Source organism: Emticicia sp. TH156, from assembly GCF_002855535.1.
GTDB classification, from domain to species: Bacteria; Bacteroidota; Bacteroidia; order Cytophagales; family Spirosomataceae; genus Emticicia; species Emticicia fluvialis.
On record NZ_PKRS01000007.1, the window covers coordinates 199,940 to 216,285 of the forward strand.

General features: G+C 40.3%; 18 protein-coding genes. 7 read left to right on the top strand and 11 right to left on the bottom strand.

Annotation, left to right across the window (positions count from 1 at the left end):
• Positions 1-138 precede the first annotated feature (138 nt).
• From C0V77_RS14510 to C0V77_RS14520, 3 genes are all read left to right on the top strand, one after another.
• Complete coding sequence (locus tag C0V77_RS14510) at positions 139-516, top strand: hypothetical protein (protein ID WP_101727061.1); 378 nt, start codon at positions 139-141, stop codon at positions 514-516.
• Positions 517-672: 156 nt separating this feature from the next.
• A complete protein-coding gene (locus C0V77_RS14515; RefSeq protein WP_101727062.1) occupies positions 673-1,263 on the top strand; it encodes an RNA polymerase sigma factor in 591 nt (196 codons plus the stop codon).
• A 2-nt stretch (positions 1,264-1,265) separates the two neighbouring features.
• Entirely contained in the window at positions 1,266-2,462 is a 1,197-nt protein-coding gene (locus C0V77_RS14520; protein ID WP_101727063.1) for a hypothetical protein, read from the top strand.
• Here the strand turns inward: C0V77_RS14520 and C0V77_RS14525 are convergent.
• From C0V77_RS14525 to C0V77_RS14545, 5 genes are all read right to left on the bottom strand, one after another.
• On the bottom strand, positions 2,452-3,123 hold the full coding sequence (locus C0V77_RS14525; RefSeq protein WP_101727064.1) for a hypothetical protein: 672 nt from the start codon (positions 3,121-3,123) through the stop codon (positions 2,452-2,454). The two genes, C0V77_RS14520 and C0V77_RS14525, sit on opposite strands and share 11 nt — an antisense overlap.
• A gap of 4 nt (positions 3,124-3,127) precedes the next feature.
• Entirely contained in the window at positions 3,128-3,643 is a 516-nt protein-coding gene (locus C0V77_RS14530) for a hypothetical protein (RefSeq protein WP_101727065.1), read from the bottom strand.
• A gap of 23 nt (positions 3,644-3,666) precedes the next feature.
• Positions 3,667-4,386 carry an intradiol ring-cleavage dioxygenase gene (locus C0V77_RS14535; protein ID WP_101727066.1) on the bottom strand — a complete coding sequence of 240 codons (720 nt, stop codon included), beginning with the start codon at positions 4,384-4,386 and terminating at the stop codon, positions 3,667-3,669.
• A gap of 105 nt (positions 4,387-4,491) precedes the next feature.
• Positions 4,492-5,190, bottom strand: a complete 699-nt coding sequence (locus C0V77_RS14540; RefSeq protein WP_101727067.1) for a LytTR family DNA-binding domain-containing protein — start codon at positions 5,188-5,190, stop codon at positions 4,492-4,494.
• 1 nt (position 5,191) lies between these two features.
• Complete coding sequence (locus tag C0V77_RS14545; RefSeq protein WP_158237961.1) at positions 5,192-6,283, bottom strand: sensor histidine kinase; 1,092 nt, start codon at positions 6,281-6,283, stop codon at positions 5,192-5,194.
• Positions 6,284-6,482: 199 nt separating this feature from the next.
• Between C0V77_RS14545 and C0V77_RS14550 the strand changes: the two genes are divergently transcribed.
• Entirely contained in the window at positions 6,483-6,695 is a 213-nt protein-coding gene (locus tag C0V77_RS14550) for a T9SS type A sorting domain-containing protein (protein WP_101727069.1), read from the top strand.
• A 36-nt stretch (positions 6,696-6,731) separates the two neighbouring features.
• On the opposite strand, the gene C0V77_RS14555 is transcribed toward C0V77_RS14550, so the two are convergent.
• Together C0V77_RS14555 and C0V77_RS14560 are read right to left on the bottom strand one after the other, a co-directional pair.
• On the bottom strand, positions 6,732-7,613 hold the full coding sequence (locus tag C0V77_RS14555) for a bifunctional 5,10-methylenetetrahydrofolate dehydrogenase/5,10-methenyltetrahydrofolate cyclohydrolase (protein WP_101727070.1): 882 nt from the start codon (positions 7,611-7,613) through the stop codon (positions 6,732-6,734).
• Between the two features lie 87 nt (positions 7,614-7,700).
• Positions 7,701-8,219 carry a uridine kinase gene (locus C0V77_RS14560; protein WP_101727071.1) on the bottom strand — a complete coding sequence of 173 codons (519 nt, stop codon included), beginning with the start codon at positions 8,217-8,219 and terminating at the stop codon, positions 7,701-7,703.
• 309 nt (positions 8,220-8,528) lie between these two features.
• Between C0V77_RS14560 and C0V77_RS14565 the strand changes: the two genes are divergently transcribed.
• The gene (locus tag C0V77_RS14565) at positions 8,529-9,806 is read left to right on the top strand and encodes an amidohydrolase family protein (protein WP_101727072.1); all 1,278 of its coding nucleotides are present in this window, start codon (positions 8,529-8,531) and stop codon (positions 9,804-9,806) included.
• A gap of 3 nt (positions 9,807-9,809) precedes the next feature.
• Here the strand turns inward: C0V77_RS14565 and C0V77_RS14570 are convergent, their stop codons facing one another.
• On the bottom strand, positions 9,810-10,535 hold the full coding sequence (locus C0V77_RS14570; RefSeq protein ID WP_229236287.1) for an N-acetylmuramoyl-L-alanine amidase-like domain-containing protein: 726 nt from the start codon (positions 10,533-10,535) through the stop codon (positions 9,810-9,812).
• Positions 10,536-10,687: 152 nt separating this feature from the next.
• Positions 10,688-11,977, bottom strand: coding sequence for an aminopeptidase P N-terminal domain-containing protein (locus C0V77_RS14575; protein ID WP_101727074.1), 1,290 nt, complete (start codon positions 11,975-11,977; stop codon positions 10,688-10,690).
• 140 nt (positions 11,978-12,117) lie between these two features.
• On the opposite strand from C0V77_RS14575, the gene C0V77_RS14580 reads away from it, so the two are divergent.
• Both C0V77_RS14580 and C0V77_RS14585 read left to right on the top strand, forming a co-directional pair.
• Positions 12,118-13,695 (top strand): S8 family serine peptidase, encoded by a 1,578-nt coding sequence (locus C0V77_RS14580; protein ID WP_229236288.1) that lies wholly within the window; start codon positions 12,118-12,120, stop codon positions 13,693-13,695.
• Positions 13,696-13,811: 116 nt separating this feature from the next.
• A complete protein-coding gene (locus C0V77_RS14585; protein WP_101727075.1) occupies positions 13,812-14,663 on the top strand; it encodes a sugar phosphate isomerase/epimerase in 852 nt (283 codons plus the stop codon).
• A gap of 156 nt (positions 14,664-14,819) precedes the next feature.
• Here the strand turns inward: C0V77_RS14585 and C0V77_RS14590 are convergent, their stop codons facing one another.
• Together C0V77_RS14590 and C0V77_RS14595 are read right to left on the bottom strand one after the other, a co-directional pair.
• A complete protein-coding gene (locus tag C0V77_RS14590) occupies positions 14,820-15,605 on the bottom strand; it encodes an alpha/beta hydrolase (RefSeq protein ID WP_101727076.1) in 786 nt (261 codons plus the stop codon).
• 129 nt (positions 15,606-15,734) lie between these two features.
• Positions 15,735-16,325: a Crp/Fnr family transcriptional regulator gene (locus tag C0V77_RS14595; RefSeq protein ID WP_101727077.1), complete on the bottom strand. Its 591-nt coding sequence runs from the start codon at positions 16,323-16,325 to the stop codon at positions 15,735-15,737.
• Positions 16,326-16,346 lie beyond the last annotated feature (21 nt).

The window sequence follows — 16,346 nt, forward strand, 5'->3', positions numbered from 1 at the left end:
AAAAAGATGCGCAAAGGTACGCTTTTTACTTAAAAAATCACATACCTGTTTAGAATATTTTCAAATTTTGTATAGATTTGCATAATTCCCAAAATGCCTGTAGTGGGTGTGCACTCAGGTTGCTAAACACCAAAGCGAATGCAGTTGTCTTTATTGGATGAGGTTCCGGAACTAAACAAGGTTTTCTTTATAGATATCTTTGCCGAATCTTTTTTCGACATCAATAAAAGAAGAATGCGGCTGACCACCATTTTAGGCCAGCCTGTACCGCGCGACATAAAAATAAGTTGCCCCTCAAAACTGATTGGCAATTATCCGGAAGGTACAATTTTTAAACTTGATGCCCGGCTGGTACGTAAAGGTGCTGGTAAAAGACCTTATTTTGTGGCCATTAACCGCAGCCACCTGCAAAGGGCAATTGAGTTTTTTGATTATAACCTTAAAGTTCAGAACGGCTTTGACTACGTGTATCCGAAGCGGAAGCAAACCGCCAGGGCCATGCAGGCGCGTGTCTGAATTTTGCTTGACTAACTACGCATGAATAGTTTGCTTCTCCAGACCAGCAAATAAATATCTGCCTGAAACCGGGAAAAAAAATTATTTTCAACAGCGTTTTGAAAGGTAATTTACGTCTTGATAAAAAGCACCTGAATTTTCAAACGTAAATTTCCCATGACAACACAGACAGCAGAAATTTACTTTAAAACCTTAACCAGAAAAAAGCTATTGACCTCGAATAGTTTGATGGAGGTTGTCGAAAACTGCCTGAAAGGCAATGAAAAGGCCATGAAAATCTTCTATGAGCATTTTCATGGGTTTGCATTATCTGCCTGCCTGAGTTATTGTGAAAACAGAGAAGATGCTTTGGAAATAATGAATGATGGATTTCTGAAAGTTTTCAGAAACCTGCACAAAATTGATAATATTGAGAGTATTAAGCCCTGGTTACGGCGTATAATGATTAACGGCGCCATAGATCATTACAGAAAAAATATAAATAAGCAATCGGCTGAGTTGTCTGAAAACATAGCTGAACAAAACTTCGGCGACGAATCAGTTTATGCCCGTCTTTCATCTGAAGATATCATGGCGGCCGTTCAGAGTTTACCATCAAATTACCGGATTGTTTTTAATTTGTATGCTATTGAAGGATACTCTCACAAAGAAATTGCAGAAATGTTAAAGATTGCAGAAAGTACATCCAGAGCCAATTTATCTTTGGCTAATGGTCTGCTTCGTCAAAAATTAACGAAAATATTGTAGTCATGTCAGAAGAAGAAAAATTTCATCGGATAATCAGGGAGAAGCTGGATAGCTTCCAGCCGGGTTATTCGCCGGAAGACTGGAAGAAAATGCAACGCAAAATAAAGATTAGTTCTTTTCTTCGCTTTGCTATTCCCGGCGCTGTTCTTATGATGGCCGGTTTGGGTTTTTACCTTTACAATAACCATGAGGTAGAAATTATACAACAAATATCGTTAGAATCACCTTTTGTAAAGCCAGAAAACAAACCGGAAACGGTGGTTCAGCCAATGTCTAAAGACACTGAGGCTGCAGAAGAAACCGACCTGAAAAAGGTTAATCCGCCTGTTATTGCCAAAGAAATCGAGGCATCAGAAAAAAACGCTGAAAACTTTAAACCCGAAACCTTTTCGAACCTTCACATAAATAAGCTGGCCTCCAGGAAATTAACCACTACCACACCCAAAATTCATCCGGATTTACTAGACAAGGAAATCAGATACCTGAACGCTTCTGCCATTTCAATGAGCGACAAAATACTTCGGGTGCGCCAGTTAGGTAAAACATACGAACTTACCTCTTACCAGGCACTGGACAGAAACATTGAAAAGTGGAAAAATGTAGTGATTGTTTGCGACATGACGTCGAGCATGTTTCCGTACACCACTCAGGTATTTGACTGGATAACCGAAAATGCCGACAATACCAGTGTGAAAGGAGTGGTTTTCTTTACCGATTGCGACAGCCTGGGCAACCAGACCAAAGGCAAGCTGCCCGGTAAAATGTTTATGGTAAAAGAAAAGAATGAAATGCAGTTGTGGGATGCCATGTTTGCCGCCATAAGTAATACAGAAAACAATAACGACAAACCCGAGAACAACATTGAAGCTTTATTATATGCACAAAAGCACTTTCCGGAAGCTGATGAGATTATCATGATTGCCGATAACAGCAGCCCCGTTAAAGACATGAAGCATTTATCGAAGGTTAAAAAGAAAACGCATATTATACTATGCGGCGAAACCTATGAGAAAGACCTGGCGTTTCAGTCAGACTATGTTCAGATTGCCAAAAAGACCAACGGAAGTATTCATACCCTTGAAGATGACCTGAATAACCCTGACAACATCAAAGAAATGACGGTTATCAGGGTTGGTAAAATTTATTTTCAGTTTCAGAAAGGGAAATTCTATACTACCAAACTGATATTCAGGCCTTAGTTTCTACTTCTATTATTATTATAATGGCATTGTTTGAGAGAGCTTCAAATTCTATCTGCAACTTTTCATTGGCATTGTTTAAAGTTATCAATAGTGCGTCTCGGGTTTCAAGCAAACGGTTCTGAAACTCAAAAGCGCCTTCAACCACAAACCCGAAAACACTTTTGATGGTACCGTATAGCTGAAAAGTATCTTCACTTCTACCTTCATATTTACCTATGTGTACCCCATTGCCAACGGGCAGAAGTGTATTTCTGGCAAAATCCAAATCAAATGAGACCTCTTTTGGCGGCGTTTTCAATCCATTATTAGTCTGATGTATTTGCACAAAATTCACCATTTCTTCTGCATAAATATTTTTGATGGTGTAGGTTTCACCTTTAGAAATTGAAAAAATGTAGGCACCGCCAGCATCTATCAATATGTTTTTACCTGTTGCATCTGTCAATTCAATGGCACCAACGATGGGAATAATAACCACTTTGCAGTTTTGCGAGGCTGTAATTTTAACATCTGCACCACCTTTAAGGGTATCATCATCAAACTTAATCAGATTCCCACAGGCTACTTCTTTTATACTGCTGAAACTCCGGTAGTTATTAATAATTGACAACTCTCTTTTTTCTGAAAGAAAAATTTGTCCTTCTGTCTGGTCAAGCATGGTTTCAGATTGATTTAAATGATGAAATACTTAAATCAGGCATGAGGCTTATTAAATCAGTTTTGATGTCATCTTTTTCCAGGGCATTTTCCAGAGGTTGGCCTGTAGCTATCAGCAATTGATTATAAATGGTATCAATCCAGAGAACAGGTTCAGAATAAAAATAGATCACCACCTGATGGTCTTGTTTATGGCTGACATGAGATTGAAGGATTTCAAACCTGAAATTTTCAAATGGAAGACATAGTTCATGAAGCGAATTGAACACATCTGGCACCAGATTATTTAACTGCCTTATATAGTTAATTGCGGCAGTGCTAACCAGATAATTCAGTTTTTCTGCTCCGGGAATATTCTTGACAATATCCTTGTATGTCTCATATTTCCCATCTTTGTTAAAAAACTGCGACTGCATAGAAAACTCCAGCCAGGTGTCATCAAATACAAGTTTGTCCCAACTACCTTGCGAACCTTTGTCTATCACTTTCTTGTAACAAAATTTTACAATCCCTTTTGCCATTTTAAAATGGTTTTTATTGGTAATCAGGCACTGACAACAATTGTATGCGTAAGTGTGTAGCCTGACGACACACTACCTGTAACTGAAGACATTTCCGTTTCTGTGCCATCTCCGAACACATTATCCCGGGCATTGGTTGTATCGGCCTGGCCATGGCTTGCATAAACTCCCTGCCCATAAACCACCTTGCTTACATCTTCCGGAAAAGCTATCTGAGTTACCAAAAGAGATTTACCGCTGCTATTGTACACATGCACATGAATATGCGTTGCTCTTCCGGAATACCAACCCGGATAGATAGTTGTAAAGGAAACCAGGCCATTAGCATCTGTTGTCTGCCTGCCTCTTAAAAAATGCACATTGGTATAATTGGTGCTTTGCATGCCCGTTCCACCGTATTCAGAGTAATTACCGGCGGCATCACAATGCCAGATATCAACAATGGCGTTGGCCAGCACAGCACAACTGTTGTTTTTGTTCTGAATCACAATTTTAACAGCCAGTTTGGTGCCGGTTCTGTCAGACGTTATATCATTAGTTACCAAAGAACCAGGTGTTTTGGTTGGGAATGGCCCTTCCGTTTCGCTGGCAGTAGCTGTGCATGAGCCTGAAGTTGACCCAGATGTAGTACCCGTAGTATCAGTAGAAGTAGTTGGTGTTACATCTTCGTCTTTGCAAGCAGATAAAAACGGAGTAATTGCCAGAGACCCTAAGCCTCTTAATAGAAAGTCTTTTCTGTCCATAGTAATTTTTTGTTTTATACTCCTATAGACGCACTAACCAAGATAATAATTGCACAGCCATCTAAAGTATCGGTCAATAGAGGTTTTGTATCGGTGAAATGACTATTACCCCTGCCAGTTTTGAACGAAATGCCTGTAGCTGTTACTAACTGGTAACTCAATGCCCGACCGTAACTGAACGTTTTTTCTGATTACTGATTTAACCTGCATATTTGCTACAATGAAACTACGGTGTATACGGCTGAATTGATGAGAGGGTAACAGCTCAAGTATTCCCTTGAGCGACATAAGCGTTAAAACCGGATGTAACTGACCCGAAATATGAATTTTTATATAGTCTTCCAGGCCTTCAATGTATTCAATAGTACTTAAATCTACTCTTAACATTCTATACTCTGCCCGCACATAGATGTATTCTGCAGGCTGGCTAGTGGTAGTGTTCAGGTACTTATAATAATCTAATGCTTTTCTTACAGCTTTGCTGAAACGTTCAAAGTCAATTGGTTTTAGCAGGTAATCAATGGCATCCAGCTCAAAACCCTCTACGGCAAATTTTCTATGGGCTGTAGTGAAAACAACCAAAGGTTTGTTCACTAGCGAAGCCACCAGCTCAAGCCCGGTAATATCAGGCATATTAATATCCACAAACAACAAATCAACAATGTTATGCTCAAGAAAAGCTTTACCCTCAATGCCGTCATCAAATATTTGTATCAGTTCCAGCTCTGCAAACTCTGATATATACTGCCGCATAAGTTCAAGTGCAAGAGGTTCATCATCAATTACAATACATTTAAGTTTCATATCAATTGTTAATGGTTAATTCAACCTGATACACTCCCGAATCATCATTGATTATCAGATTAAACCTGTCCTGATACAAGTGTTGAAGTCTTTGCCGGGTATTCGATAGCCCTATGCCCGTTCTTTCAACTTTCCTGAAGGTAGAAAAAAGCTTATTTCTGCAGATGAAATGCAGGCTATCTTTTCCGGATTTAATACTTATCTCAATCAATGCCTTGTCATGATTGCTTATTCCGTGCTTGAAGGCGTTCTCTACATAAGTCATTAATAGCAGTGGCGGAATTTTCTGAGAGGTATCTAAGGTATTTACCTCAAAAATCACTTCTGTTTTAGCGCTCAACCTCAGCTTCTGCAAATCAATATAATTGCTGATACACTCTATTTCATTGGCCAAAGGCACAAAATCTTCTGATACTTCATCGGTTACGTATCGCATTATCTGCGACAACTTCATGATGCTGGCTGCTGTTTTCTTACTATTAGTAACCGCCAGTGTGTATATGTTATTGAGCGTATTGAAAAGAAAATGAGGATTTATCTGTGCCTTCAGAAATGAAAGTTCGGCATTGGCTCTGTCTGTTTCGGCTTGTAACACCCTTTTTTCTGAATCTCTCCATCTTTCATTCATTTTAAGTGCAATTCCTAAAGCCCATACTAAGCCAAACAAAAAAACGCTTACCACATCAAAATTTCGTGCTTCCCTTTCCTGTTCATGCCTCTCAGGTTTAAATCCGGGTGGATTACCTTTAAAATCTACCGGAGGCGGTAAATGTGGTTCAAATCGGTGTCTGGGTCTCATTTCATATCGGTTTCTCTCAATTACAAGTCTATCAAATGGTTTTACAAACACTATAAGAACAAAGGTTATCAGAACAAATACAAAATATTGCATGAACTTCCTCTTGAAGAAAAACGATGGAATCAACCAAATTAAATTGACATAAAATATAAAGATGTATATCAAAAAGAATGTCCAAAGGTTGGGGTCAAGTAAAACTCCTGTCAGGCTCCTGTTTTCAGACAGAAACAAAGCTGTAAGGCTAAAAACCAACAGCCAACCTACCCAATGCGCTATGATGAAAACGTTTTTCAACTGAAACATTTTTAAATTTAAAGAACTTGCACGACCTAAAATGGTTAAAATCGGTTAACTTAGCAAATCTATCGGTAAACAGACCCTTTTGTTGAATTATGGTACCGTTTAATTTAAATGCTGAATAAGTACAAAAATAAATTAAACCAATGCAACTTGTTTCAATCAAAGTTTCGTCTTAAGAGAAAAAAATAATATCATGACTGCAGAATTTAGTAAACAATCGTTCAACACCATGAAAACAACAGCATTATTAAAAGACGCCAAGGGGAGAATCGTACAGAAACAAAATCTGGAAGCAGGCAACCAACAAGAGTTTGATATTGAAAAGCTTAAAGATGGTATATATTTTGTTGAACTACAAACCGAAAGCGGTAAATCTATTGTTCATCAACTCTTTATCAATCACTAATAAATTAAAAAAAAGGGGCCTAAGCCCCTTTTTGGATTATTTATAAATTTCTCTTCTGGCCGATAACAGCGTGTTGTACATCAGCGCAGCTACTGTCATAAGGCCAACGCCACCGGGTACTGGTGTTATGTAACTGCTCTTAGGCGCCACTTCGTCAAATTTTACATCTCCTTTCAGGGCAAAGCCACTTTTTTTGGTGGTGTCTGTTACTCTGGTTAAACCAACATCTATCACCACAGCTCCTTCTTTTACCATATCGGCTGTTATAAATTCAGGTTTTCCTAATGCTGCAATCAGAATATCAGCCTGGCGCGTAATTTCAGCCAGATTATGCGTGCGGCTATGTACCAAAGAAACCGTACAGTTGCCGGGGTACGCATTGCGCTGCATCAGAATACTCATAGGCAAGCCCACTATCTGGCTGCGGCCTACTACCACACAGTGTTTACCGGCAGTTTCTATTTTATATCTTTTAATTAACTCCAATACCCCAAACGGTGTAGCAGAAATGTAGGCAGGCAACCCCTTGGCCATTCGGCCTATGTTGATAGGATGAAAACCATCTACGTCTTTTCTGGGTTCTATGGCTTCAATTACTTTTTCAACATTTATCTGAGCAGGCAGCGGAAGCTGTACTATAAAGCCGTCAATATCTTCGTCGTTGTTTAGCTGTTGAATCACCTCCAGCAGCTCTTGTTCAGTAACACTTTCATCTCTTCTGATAAGAGTCGACTTAAAGCCTATTTCTTCGCAAGACCTGATTTTACTGGCTACATAGGTTTCACTTGAACCATTACTGCCAACTAATATGGCCGCCAGATGCGGGGTTTTACCACCTTCTGCCTTTAGTTTTTCAACTTCTTCTTTTAACTCCTGTTTTACCTGAGCCGAAATTAATTTTCCGTCTATAAGATTCATTGAACTGATTTTTAATGAGAATGCAAAGGTCTGTTAAATAGAACAAATTCAAAAATTAATCGTTGAAAATCTAATGAAGAGCCTACCCTAGCTTCTATTTCCTTTTTGGATATACTTAATCACTTTGTCCATATCAAACTCATCTTCCCCGCTCACACCCAGCATATCTTTTACATGGGCAGATGGCTTACCGAATTTCTGAAACGACCCCCATATATGTTCAATAAACCAGGTAGGTTCATATCCCCATCGGGTATCCATAGCTTTCCTGATCAGGAAAGTGCGTTTAGAGATTTTAACAAAGATTTTCCTGTCGTATAGCGCATTGATAGAGTCGCTATGAAAAGCGAAAAGCCCTTCGGCTATTACAACATCAAATTTCTCTTTAAACTGTACCAGCACATCTTCAAACAATGGGAAATCAATAGAATGAGGAGACTCCCAGTCTGTGCGGTTCTTTATCTTCGGAATCTGCGTTTCCGGAAACACAAAATCGTCCTGATGAAAAACAATTACTTTTTTGCCGTTTTTCCTGAAATGGGTTACCAGAAGATTGGCCAGCGTACTTTTACCGGAGCGGCTCACCCCGCCTATACCAATAAGCATGTGTTTCTTTGATTGTTTCGTAAAAATGTAAAATTCAGCCAATAAAATTAAATAAAAGTTTATTTTTGAATAAAATTCAAATCAATTACCTGACCTGATACAAATGGATAAAAACAAGCTATCATTTTATGCCAGCTATGTAGCTATTGCATGCGGCGTACTCATTATTTCGCTCCGTTTTTTTACACCTACCGTTACTATTTCTAATTTGGTGATGGGCCTTGTTTTTATTACCGTTGGGTTCATCGGTTTTAGACGTTTCAGGCAATAATCGCCGCTTACTACCCACCTATTCAATAAAGGCATCTTATGCGCATACATTTTATTAAAAGACTCATATTGTTCTCATTGTGCCTGACAGCTTCATCCAGCCTTCAGGCACAACCTGCCGTTTATCTGAAACCTGCCCGGGTTTTTGATGGTGAAAAAATATTTGAAAACTATGGTGTGTTAATAAAAAACAATAAAATAGAAAATGTTGGGTTACAGACAACCATCGAGAAAGACCTTGATAAAGACACCCGAATTATTGACCTGAAAAACTGTACACTTTTGCCAGGGCTCATTGAAGGCCATACACATTTATTTCTTCATCCTTACAACGAAACCCCTTGGGACGACCAGGTTTTAAAAGAATCGCGCTCATACAGAACGGCCAGAGCTGTAACGCATGCTGAAAAAACTTTAAAAGCGGGCTTTACTACTGCCCGAGATTTGGGCACTGAGGGTGCCGAATTTGACGATGTTGGTTTAAAAAGGGCAATCAATGAAAACATTATACCGGGGCCACGATTACTGATTGCCACCAAAGCGCTGGTAGCCACCGGAAGCTATGCGCCCAAAGGGTTTGCTTCTGAAATTACTTTACCTCAAGGAGCCGAAGAAGCCGACGGCCACGACGATTTGATAAAGAAAGTAAGAAACCAGATTGGCAAAGGCGCCGATTTAATTAAAATATATGCCGACTACAGATGGGGCCTGAGAGGTGAAGCAGCACCTACTTTTACGGTTGACGAAATTAAGCTGATTGTAACAACAGCCCGAAGCGTAGGCAGACCAACAGTTGCGCATGCCTCAACACCTGAAGGAATGCGAAGAGCCATTGAAGCAGGTGTAGAAACTATTGAGCATGGCGACAACGGCACGCCTGAAATTTGGAAACTGATGGTAGAAAAAAACGTGTACTTATGCCCTACCCTTGCAGCCGGGGACGCCATTTTGCAATACAGAGGCTGGAAAAAGGGCATTGAACCTGACCCGGAACGTGTTAAGCAGAAAAAACAGACTTTTAAAGAAATTTTAAAATCAGGCGTAAAAATTTGCATGGGAGGCGATGTAGGTGTTTTTGCACATGGAGACAACGCCCGGGAAATGGAAATGATGGTTGAATATGGTATGCAGCCTTTAGATGTGCTGAAATCAGCAACCAGTATTAATGCCGATGCTTTTCATATTGAAAAACAGGCAGGTAGAATAAAGCCCGGTTTACTGGCCGATATTTTGGTAGTAGAAGGCAACCCTGCACAAAACATACAAGCCATCAGAAATATAAAACTGGTAATGAAAGACGGAAAAATTATTGATTAGCCACTATAACAACCGCAATACGGCTATTCCGGAATGTTTTTTAATCCGGTTCAGGTAATCTGTTAAAGGCTCGGCCGAAATCATTACCTTTTTCATTTCCTGCGATGCATGCAGCAAATGTATTCTGCCATTTTTACGGATAGCAAAGCCCTCATGGTTAAAATCCAACCCTTCTATATTTGATGTAATGGCAATAATGTCTCCGTCTTCAATCTGGCTCTCCATCTTTTTTACGTCAGCCTTGGGTATATAATAAAAACCATAACCGTTTAATTCAGATTCGTATCTGGTAACTTCGGCAAAGGTCTCCTGTTTCTGCAAATGCGGATACAAACTGCGGTGCGTGGTCATGAAATTAATCAACTTGTCAGAAGGCACACCACCCATCAATTCGGTCATGTCTAGTGCAATTTTATTTTGCTCTGCTCTCACTGCCCATTCTTTAAAATAATGCAGCCTTGAGGCATAGCCGTCAATGTTGCCACTGCGGTAGCGAAGTTTTTTAAGATATGACAAAAAAACAGGAAAATCAGAAATAGGAGAATGCCTGGTAATAGCCAGAGCCGATACCGTTTCTACGAAAGTCCAGCAATCAAAATCTTTCAGTGTACACACCAGTTGTTCATTTGTTGCGGCATCCAGCATTCCGGCCTTATAAGGCTGGCCGATAAAAGATTGCGCTATTGTAATGGCCGTTTTTGCAGTGGTTTCGCTTTTGGGCAAATCCATTTTTTGTTTAAAAATTTTTTCATCCGCACTCTGGGCTCGCAAACAAAGAGGCACAAAAATCAAAAGTATAAAAATGAATATTTTTGATGAATTCAATTTTTGAAACATAAAATCGGGATAATCGTTTGAGACGCAAAGATAACAAAACCAGATTAGTTATTCATTAAATGCTCAATTTCATCAATAGTTATCGGTATGCCGTCCATCAGGTCAATATTTCCATGCGCGGTAATTAAAATATCATTTTCCAGCCTGATACCCAGTTTTTCTTCGGGTATGTATATGCCCGGTTCACAGGTAAAAACCATACCGGGTTTAAATGTTTCATAACGGCTGCCTACGTCATGCACATCCAGACCGAGATGATGCGAAATACCATGCGGAAAATACTTGCGGTATAGTGGTGCCTCGGGGTCTTGCTTTGCTACTTCATGGTGTTTCAATAAACCCAGTTCAATGAGTTCGTATTCAACTATTTTACCTGTTTCTTTTCTTAGTATATCCATCGTATTACCACTCACAATCATTTCACGGGCGGCATACAAAATTCTCAGTACCGCCTGATACACCGCTTTCTGCCGCATACTGAACCTGCCATTTACGGGCAGGCAGCGGGTAATATCTGCATTATAATTAGCATATTCTGCCCCAAAATCAAGCAGAATCAGGTCCCCGTCTTTGCATCGTTCATTGCTGGTTACATAGTGCAACACACAGGCATTGGCGCCTGAAGCAATAATCGGTTGAAAGGCATGGCCACGAGAACGATTCATTAAAAACTCGTGTGTCAGTTCTGCTTCCAGTTCAAATTCATACACATCAGGTTTCAGAAACTTAGCCATCCGGCGTAAGCCTCGGGCAGAAATACCAATGGCTTTTTTTAACAAATCTACTTCAGCGGCTTGTTTAACAACCCTGAGCCGGCGCATTAACGGGGCAAGCCTTTCTATTTGGTGTAACGGAAATTTTAACTTAAAATCGTTCACAAACCGCCGCTCTCTTGTTTCAAACTTCCAGTCGGCTCCGTCATGCTCATTCAGGTTCAGATATACCTGCTCGGCCTCAAAAACCAGCTTGCGCAATAAGGTCTCAAAACTGTTTACCCACACCACTTTCTTTATTCCTGATATATCGGTAGCCTGCTCTTTGCTCAGTTTTTCGCCTTCCCATATTTTTATATGCTCGCTGGTTTCTCTTATCAGTAATATTTCTCTGAAATTTTCGTCCGGAAAATCCGGAAACAAAATCAGAATACTTTCTTCCTGATCTATACCTGTTAAATAAAACAAATCGTTATTTTGTCTGAACCCCAGAGTACCGTCAGCATTGCTCGGAATGACATCGTTTGACAGAACAATGGCCATTGATTTGGGTTTTAATAAACCCGTGAGCCTTGCCCGGTTAGATGAAAAGAGAGTGGAATCAATTGGTTCGTAACGCATAAAGTGAATAAATTATGGGTAGTTTTAACTACAAGCCGAATATTTTCAATTAAATTTATATTCTGAAACGGTCTGGGGTTGTCAGTTCTTTATACAACAGAATATCTGTAAGCCTATATTGCTCATTGGGTTATAAAATTATGAATTATTGCATTGGTATGGCAAGTGTACGTCAAATTTTCATATTCTTATCTTTCTTTTCTTCGTTTTCTTTTCAGGGGTTTTCACAGCATAAATATTGGGTGTTGTTTAAAGACAAAGAAACCGGCCTGCCGGCAGCGGTATCTGAGCAATGTAAAGAAAACAGAAGAGAACTTGGTTTACCTGCAAGCCAGTTTACAGACATACCGGTTTGCGGCAGGTATATCTCGGTATTGAAGAGTATCCATATAAGCCCCGTTCATGAGTCCCGCTGGCTAAATGGCATCTCGGCCTATCTGCTGCCTGAGCAATTGCAGGTGGTCAGAAATTTGCCTTTTGTAAGCCAAGTAATACTTATAGATAGTAAATTGTATCCGGTAACCATTAATCGTTCTCAAATTCCAGATGACATACGGGTAGATTTCGCCATGAAACAGGTAGGTATTGAAGGGTTCTTACAAACTGGCCTGAACGGAAACGGAGTAACCATTGGCGTTATTGACGCCGGGTATTATGGTGTCAGTGAGTCGCCGGCATTGGGTCATTTACTGACCGGCAACCGGATTCTGGCGGTGAGAGACTATATAAACCCCGGGAAAACAAATCACTTTGATGAACGCGAGACCGGCTCTGATTTTCATGGAACTGAGGTGCTGACTGCCATAACAGGCAAAACACATGATAATAAAATTCAGTTTGGCCTGGCCACGCAGGCGAAGTTTTATCTGGCCAGAACTGATACTGGTGGCAGGGAGTTCAGAGGTGAGGAAGACAACTGGGTAGCAGCGATGGAGTGGATGGACAGCCTGGGTGTGCGATTAATTAATACGTCATTGGGCTATGCCAAAGGTTTCTCGAATCCGAAAGAAGATTACAGCCCTGAACAAATGAACGGCAACACCAGTACCATTGCCAAAGCCGCCAGAATTGCAACCGAAGAAAAAGGCATAATACTGGTGGTTTCTGCAGGGAATGAAGGCGGTGACCGCGACTGGCGTATTATATCTACCCCTGCTGATGTGGAAGGAGTAATTGCAGTTGGCGCCACCAACGAAAACGGCCTAAAAATGGGTTATAGCAGTATTGGCCCCGATTTTCTGGATTACCTGAAACCCAATGTTTCCTGCTACTCATTATATGGCACATCATTGGCCGCGCCTGTTATTACTGGCTTTGTGGCCTGTTTACTGCAGGCGAATCCGAAGTTGACCAATAAGGCTGCTAAAAATTTCATTGAGAAATCAGCCAGCCTGTACCCTTTCGGCAACAATTATATTGGCTACGGCATACCCAATGCAGCCAAAGCCCTTGACCTGATGATGAGCTCAGACAAAGAGGCACTTGATAATAGAAATCGGGTCAGGACAGTCTCTGTTCCGGAAAATGAACGTAATATTGAAATAAGTGTAACACCCGGCGAAATTGTCAGTGTTTTTCATAAAAGAACACCTACACTGGTTGTATCGCAAGATGCCAGCAAGGCCCGGCAAAACACCATTTTATTGAAGCGAAACGCTCATATAAAGCACACTACAATTGTTAAAAAAGATGAAGTAATTGAGGTTATCTGGCTCTGATTCCAATCATCAGAGGCACATATCTGGCTTTATTAAACATCTTTTTTAGTATATTGCCCGCAGAACAAAGGCTATCAATTATCTATAATCAACCAGGGCTGTTAAGCCTTTTTACTATGAAAAAAATCGTACTATACAGTTTATTGGGTTTATGCTTATTTCATGGAACCCAAGCCCAGAAGAAGTTAATGGTTTACACTGCTCCTATAGGTTTGCAGACCTACACCTACCGAAACATAATGCCGAAAGACGTGCCGGGTACATTAGACCTTATAAAAGCGCTGGGAATAACAGAAATTGAAGGTGGAGGTGCCAACGGATATTCGTTAGAGGAATTTAAAAAAATGTGTGATGAACGCGAAATAAAGATTCCATCGACCGGTGCAGGATATGAAGAGTTGCGAAAACCCGAGGAAATCGTAAAAAAAGCGAAGGCTCTGGGGGCTAAATTTGTTATGTGTGCCTGGATACCCCATAAAGGCGACAACTTTACAATTGAAGATGCAAAAAAAGCAGTAGAAGATTTTAACTATGCCGGAAAAGTGCTGAAAGAAAACGGAATAACATTTTGTTATCATGACCACGGTTATGAGTTCAGACCTTATGAAGATGGTACATTAATGGACTACCTGATAAAAAATACTAACCCGGCTTATGTTTCGTTTGAAATGGATGTACTCTGGACCATCCATGGAGGCGGAAACCCGGTAGCACTGTTAAAGAAATATGGCAGCCGCTGGAAGCTGATGCACGTAAAAGATTTGAAAAAAGGTATCAAAGGTGATTTCTCCGGTCATACGCCGTCAGAAAATGATGTGGTATTAGGCACAGGCCAGGCCGACTGGGTAAATATTTTTAAAGAAGCTAAAAAAGCGGGTATCAAGCACTTTTTTATTGAAGATGAAAGCAACAACGAGCTTATCAACGTACCAAAAAGCATTGCATATTTGAGAGGTTTAACGGAATAATCATTCTTTACCTACTTCAGTAGATATGCACAAATTAACAACAGATGTTTAGTTTGACCGTGATTTTAATCACGGTTTTCGTGAATTCATATTATAAACGCAAAAGAGGAGAAACCACATGGCCTCTCCTCTTTACTTTTTCTCAATCTGCTACCATTACTTTTTCAACCAATCCAATATATAATCGGCATCCTCTTTCCAGGTGGGTTGGCCTAACACATAGTGGTTACGGCCTTTAAACTCTTTGTAATCGAGTATTGAGCCAGACTGTTTATAAGCTTTATAATTACGCTTATTTAAATGTGCAGGAATAATGGTGTCTAAATCACCAGAGGTTATCAGCAAAGGCGCATGAGGTTTGGCAAAGTCTACTTTAGCTGCGCTGGTTAAACCACCTCTGGCCACTGTTTTAGACTCCGGTATGGTGTATTTCTCATAAGCCTCTTTTTGTGCTTCCAATGGCATTGTATTTACAAAGGCATATTGCCAGTCGGCCAACGACATCAGATAGGTCTTTTTCAGAGAGGTAAACAGGCCAAGCGCTTTCCAGCCTGCTTTCAGGAACGAAAATTCATAAGGGAAAACACCCAAAGGTGGCACCGGATGAATAGCAATACCGGCAGCGGCCAGACCACGGTTTACGAGAATCTGGGTAATTAAACCGCCCAAAGAGTGACCGATGATGATTGGTTTTTCTGGATACTGACTCACTATTTTGGCGTAGTGGTCAACCAGTTCATCCAATGTTAAAGCAGCTAAATCAGTGTCGTTGGGTTGTCTGTTTCTCAGGTCGGCAGCAGTCGGGGCATCTTTATAAGGCCAGGCAGGCGCAACAGTGTTATAACCTTTGCTCTCGAAGTAGCGTTGCCATTCTTCCCATGAAGAATTGTGTACGAAAGCGCCGGTAATGAATACGATGTTATTGGTGGTGATATTTTTCATTGTAGTAAAATTTAAAGTTTCTTGTTGGCGTAGTTATCGTTGACTACACCACAAAGGTCATACATGGGCATGACAATAATTTTAACCTAAGTTAAAATCGAAAGAAACCTTAATTTTTTTCTGAATGAATTATTTCCCTACCAGACGTTTTCTGATACGGCTGAGAGATGGGCCCTGAATACCCAGATAAGAGGAAATCTGATAGAGGGGTATTGAATTGAAAATATCTGGGTGGTCTTCCAGTAATTGCAGATACCGCTGCTCCGGTTTCTGAAACAGAAAGCTTTCTGTACGGTTCATAGATACCCCAAAGGCAAGCTCGGCAATGATTCTACCCAGATGCTCCCATTTATGAGACTGTTGATACAGTTTGTTCAAGTCATCGATATGTATATATAATATCCTGGAGTCAGTCATCGACTGTGTGTAGTAATTACAAGGAGTTTGTGTAATAAAACTCTTAAAAGAAACCACCACCTGATTTTTTGAGTAAAAGAAAACATTCTTTTCTTCACCGGTATCATCATCTACATAATACGTTCTGAATACTCCGTCCAGAATAAAACCCAGATACTTACACACGTTGCGATACTCATTATAATATTCACCTTTTTTGTAGCTTTTCTTCTGCCAGCAAGAAGCCGAGATGCTGAATTCGTTTTCATCAATATCAGCCAGTGCTTTTAGGGCCTGAGCGAGTATTTCAAGGTCAGTAGGCATAATATGAGTAAATGCAGGGTT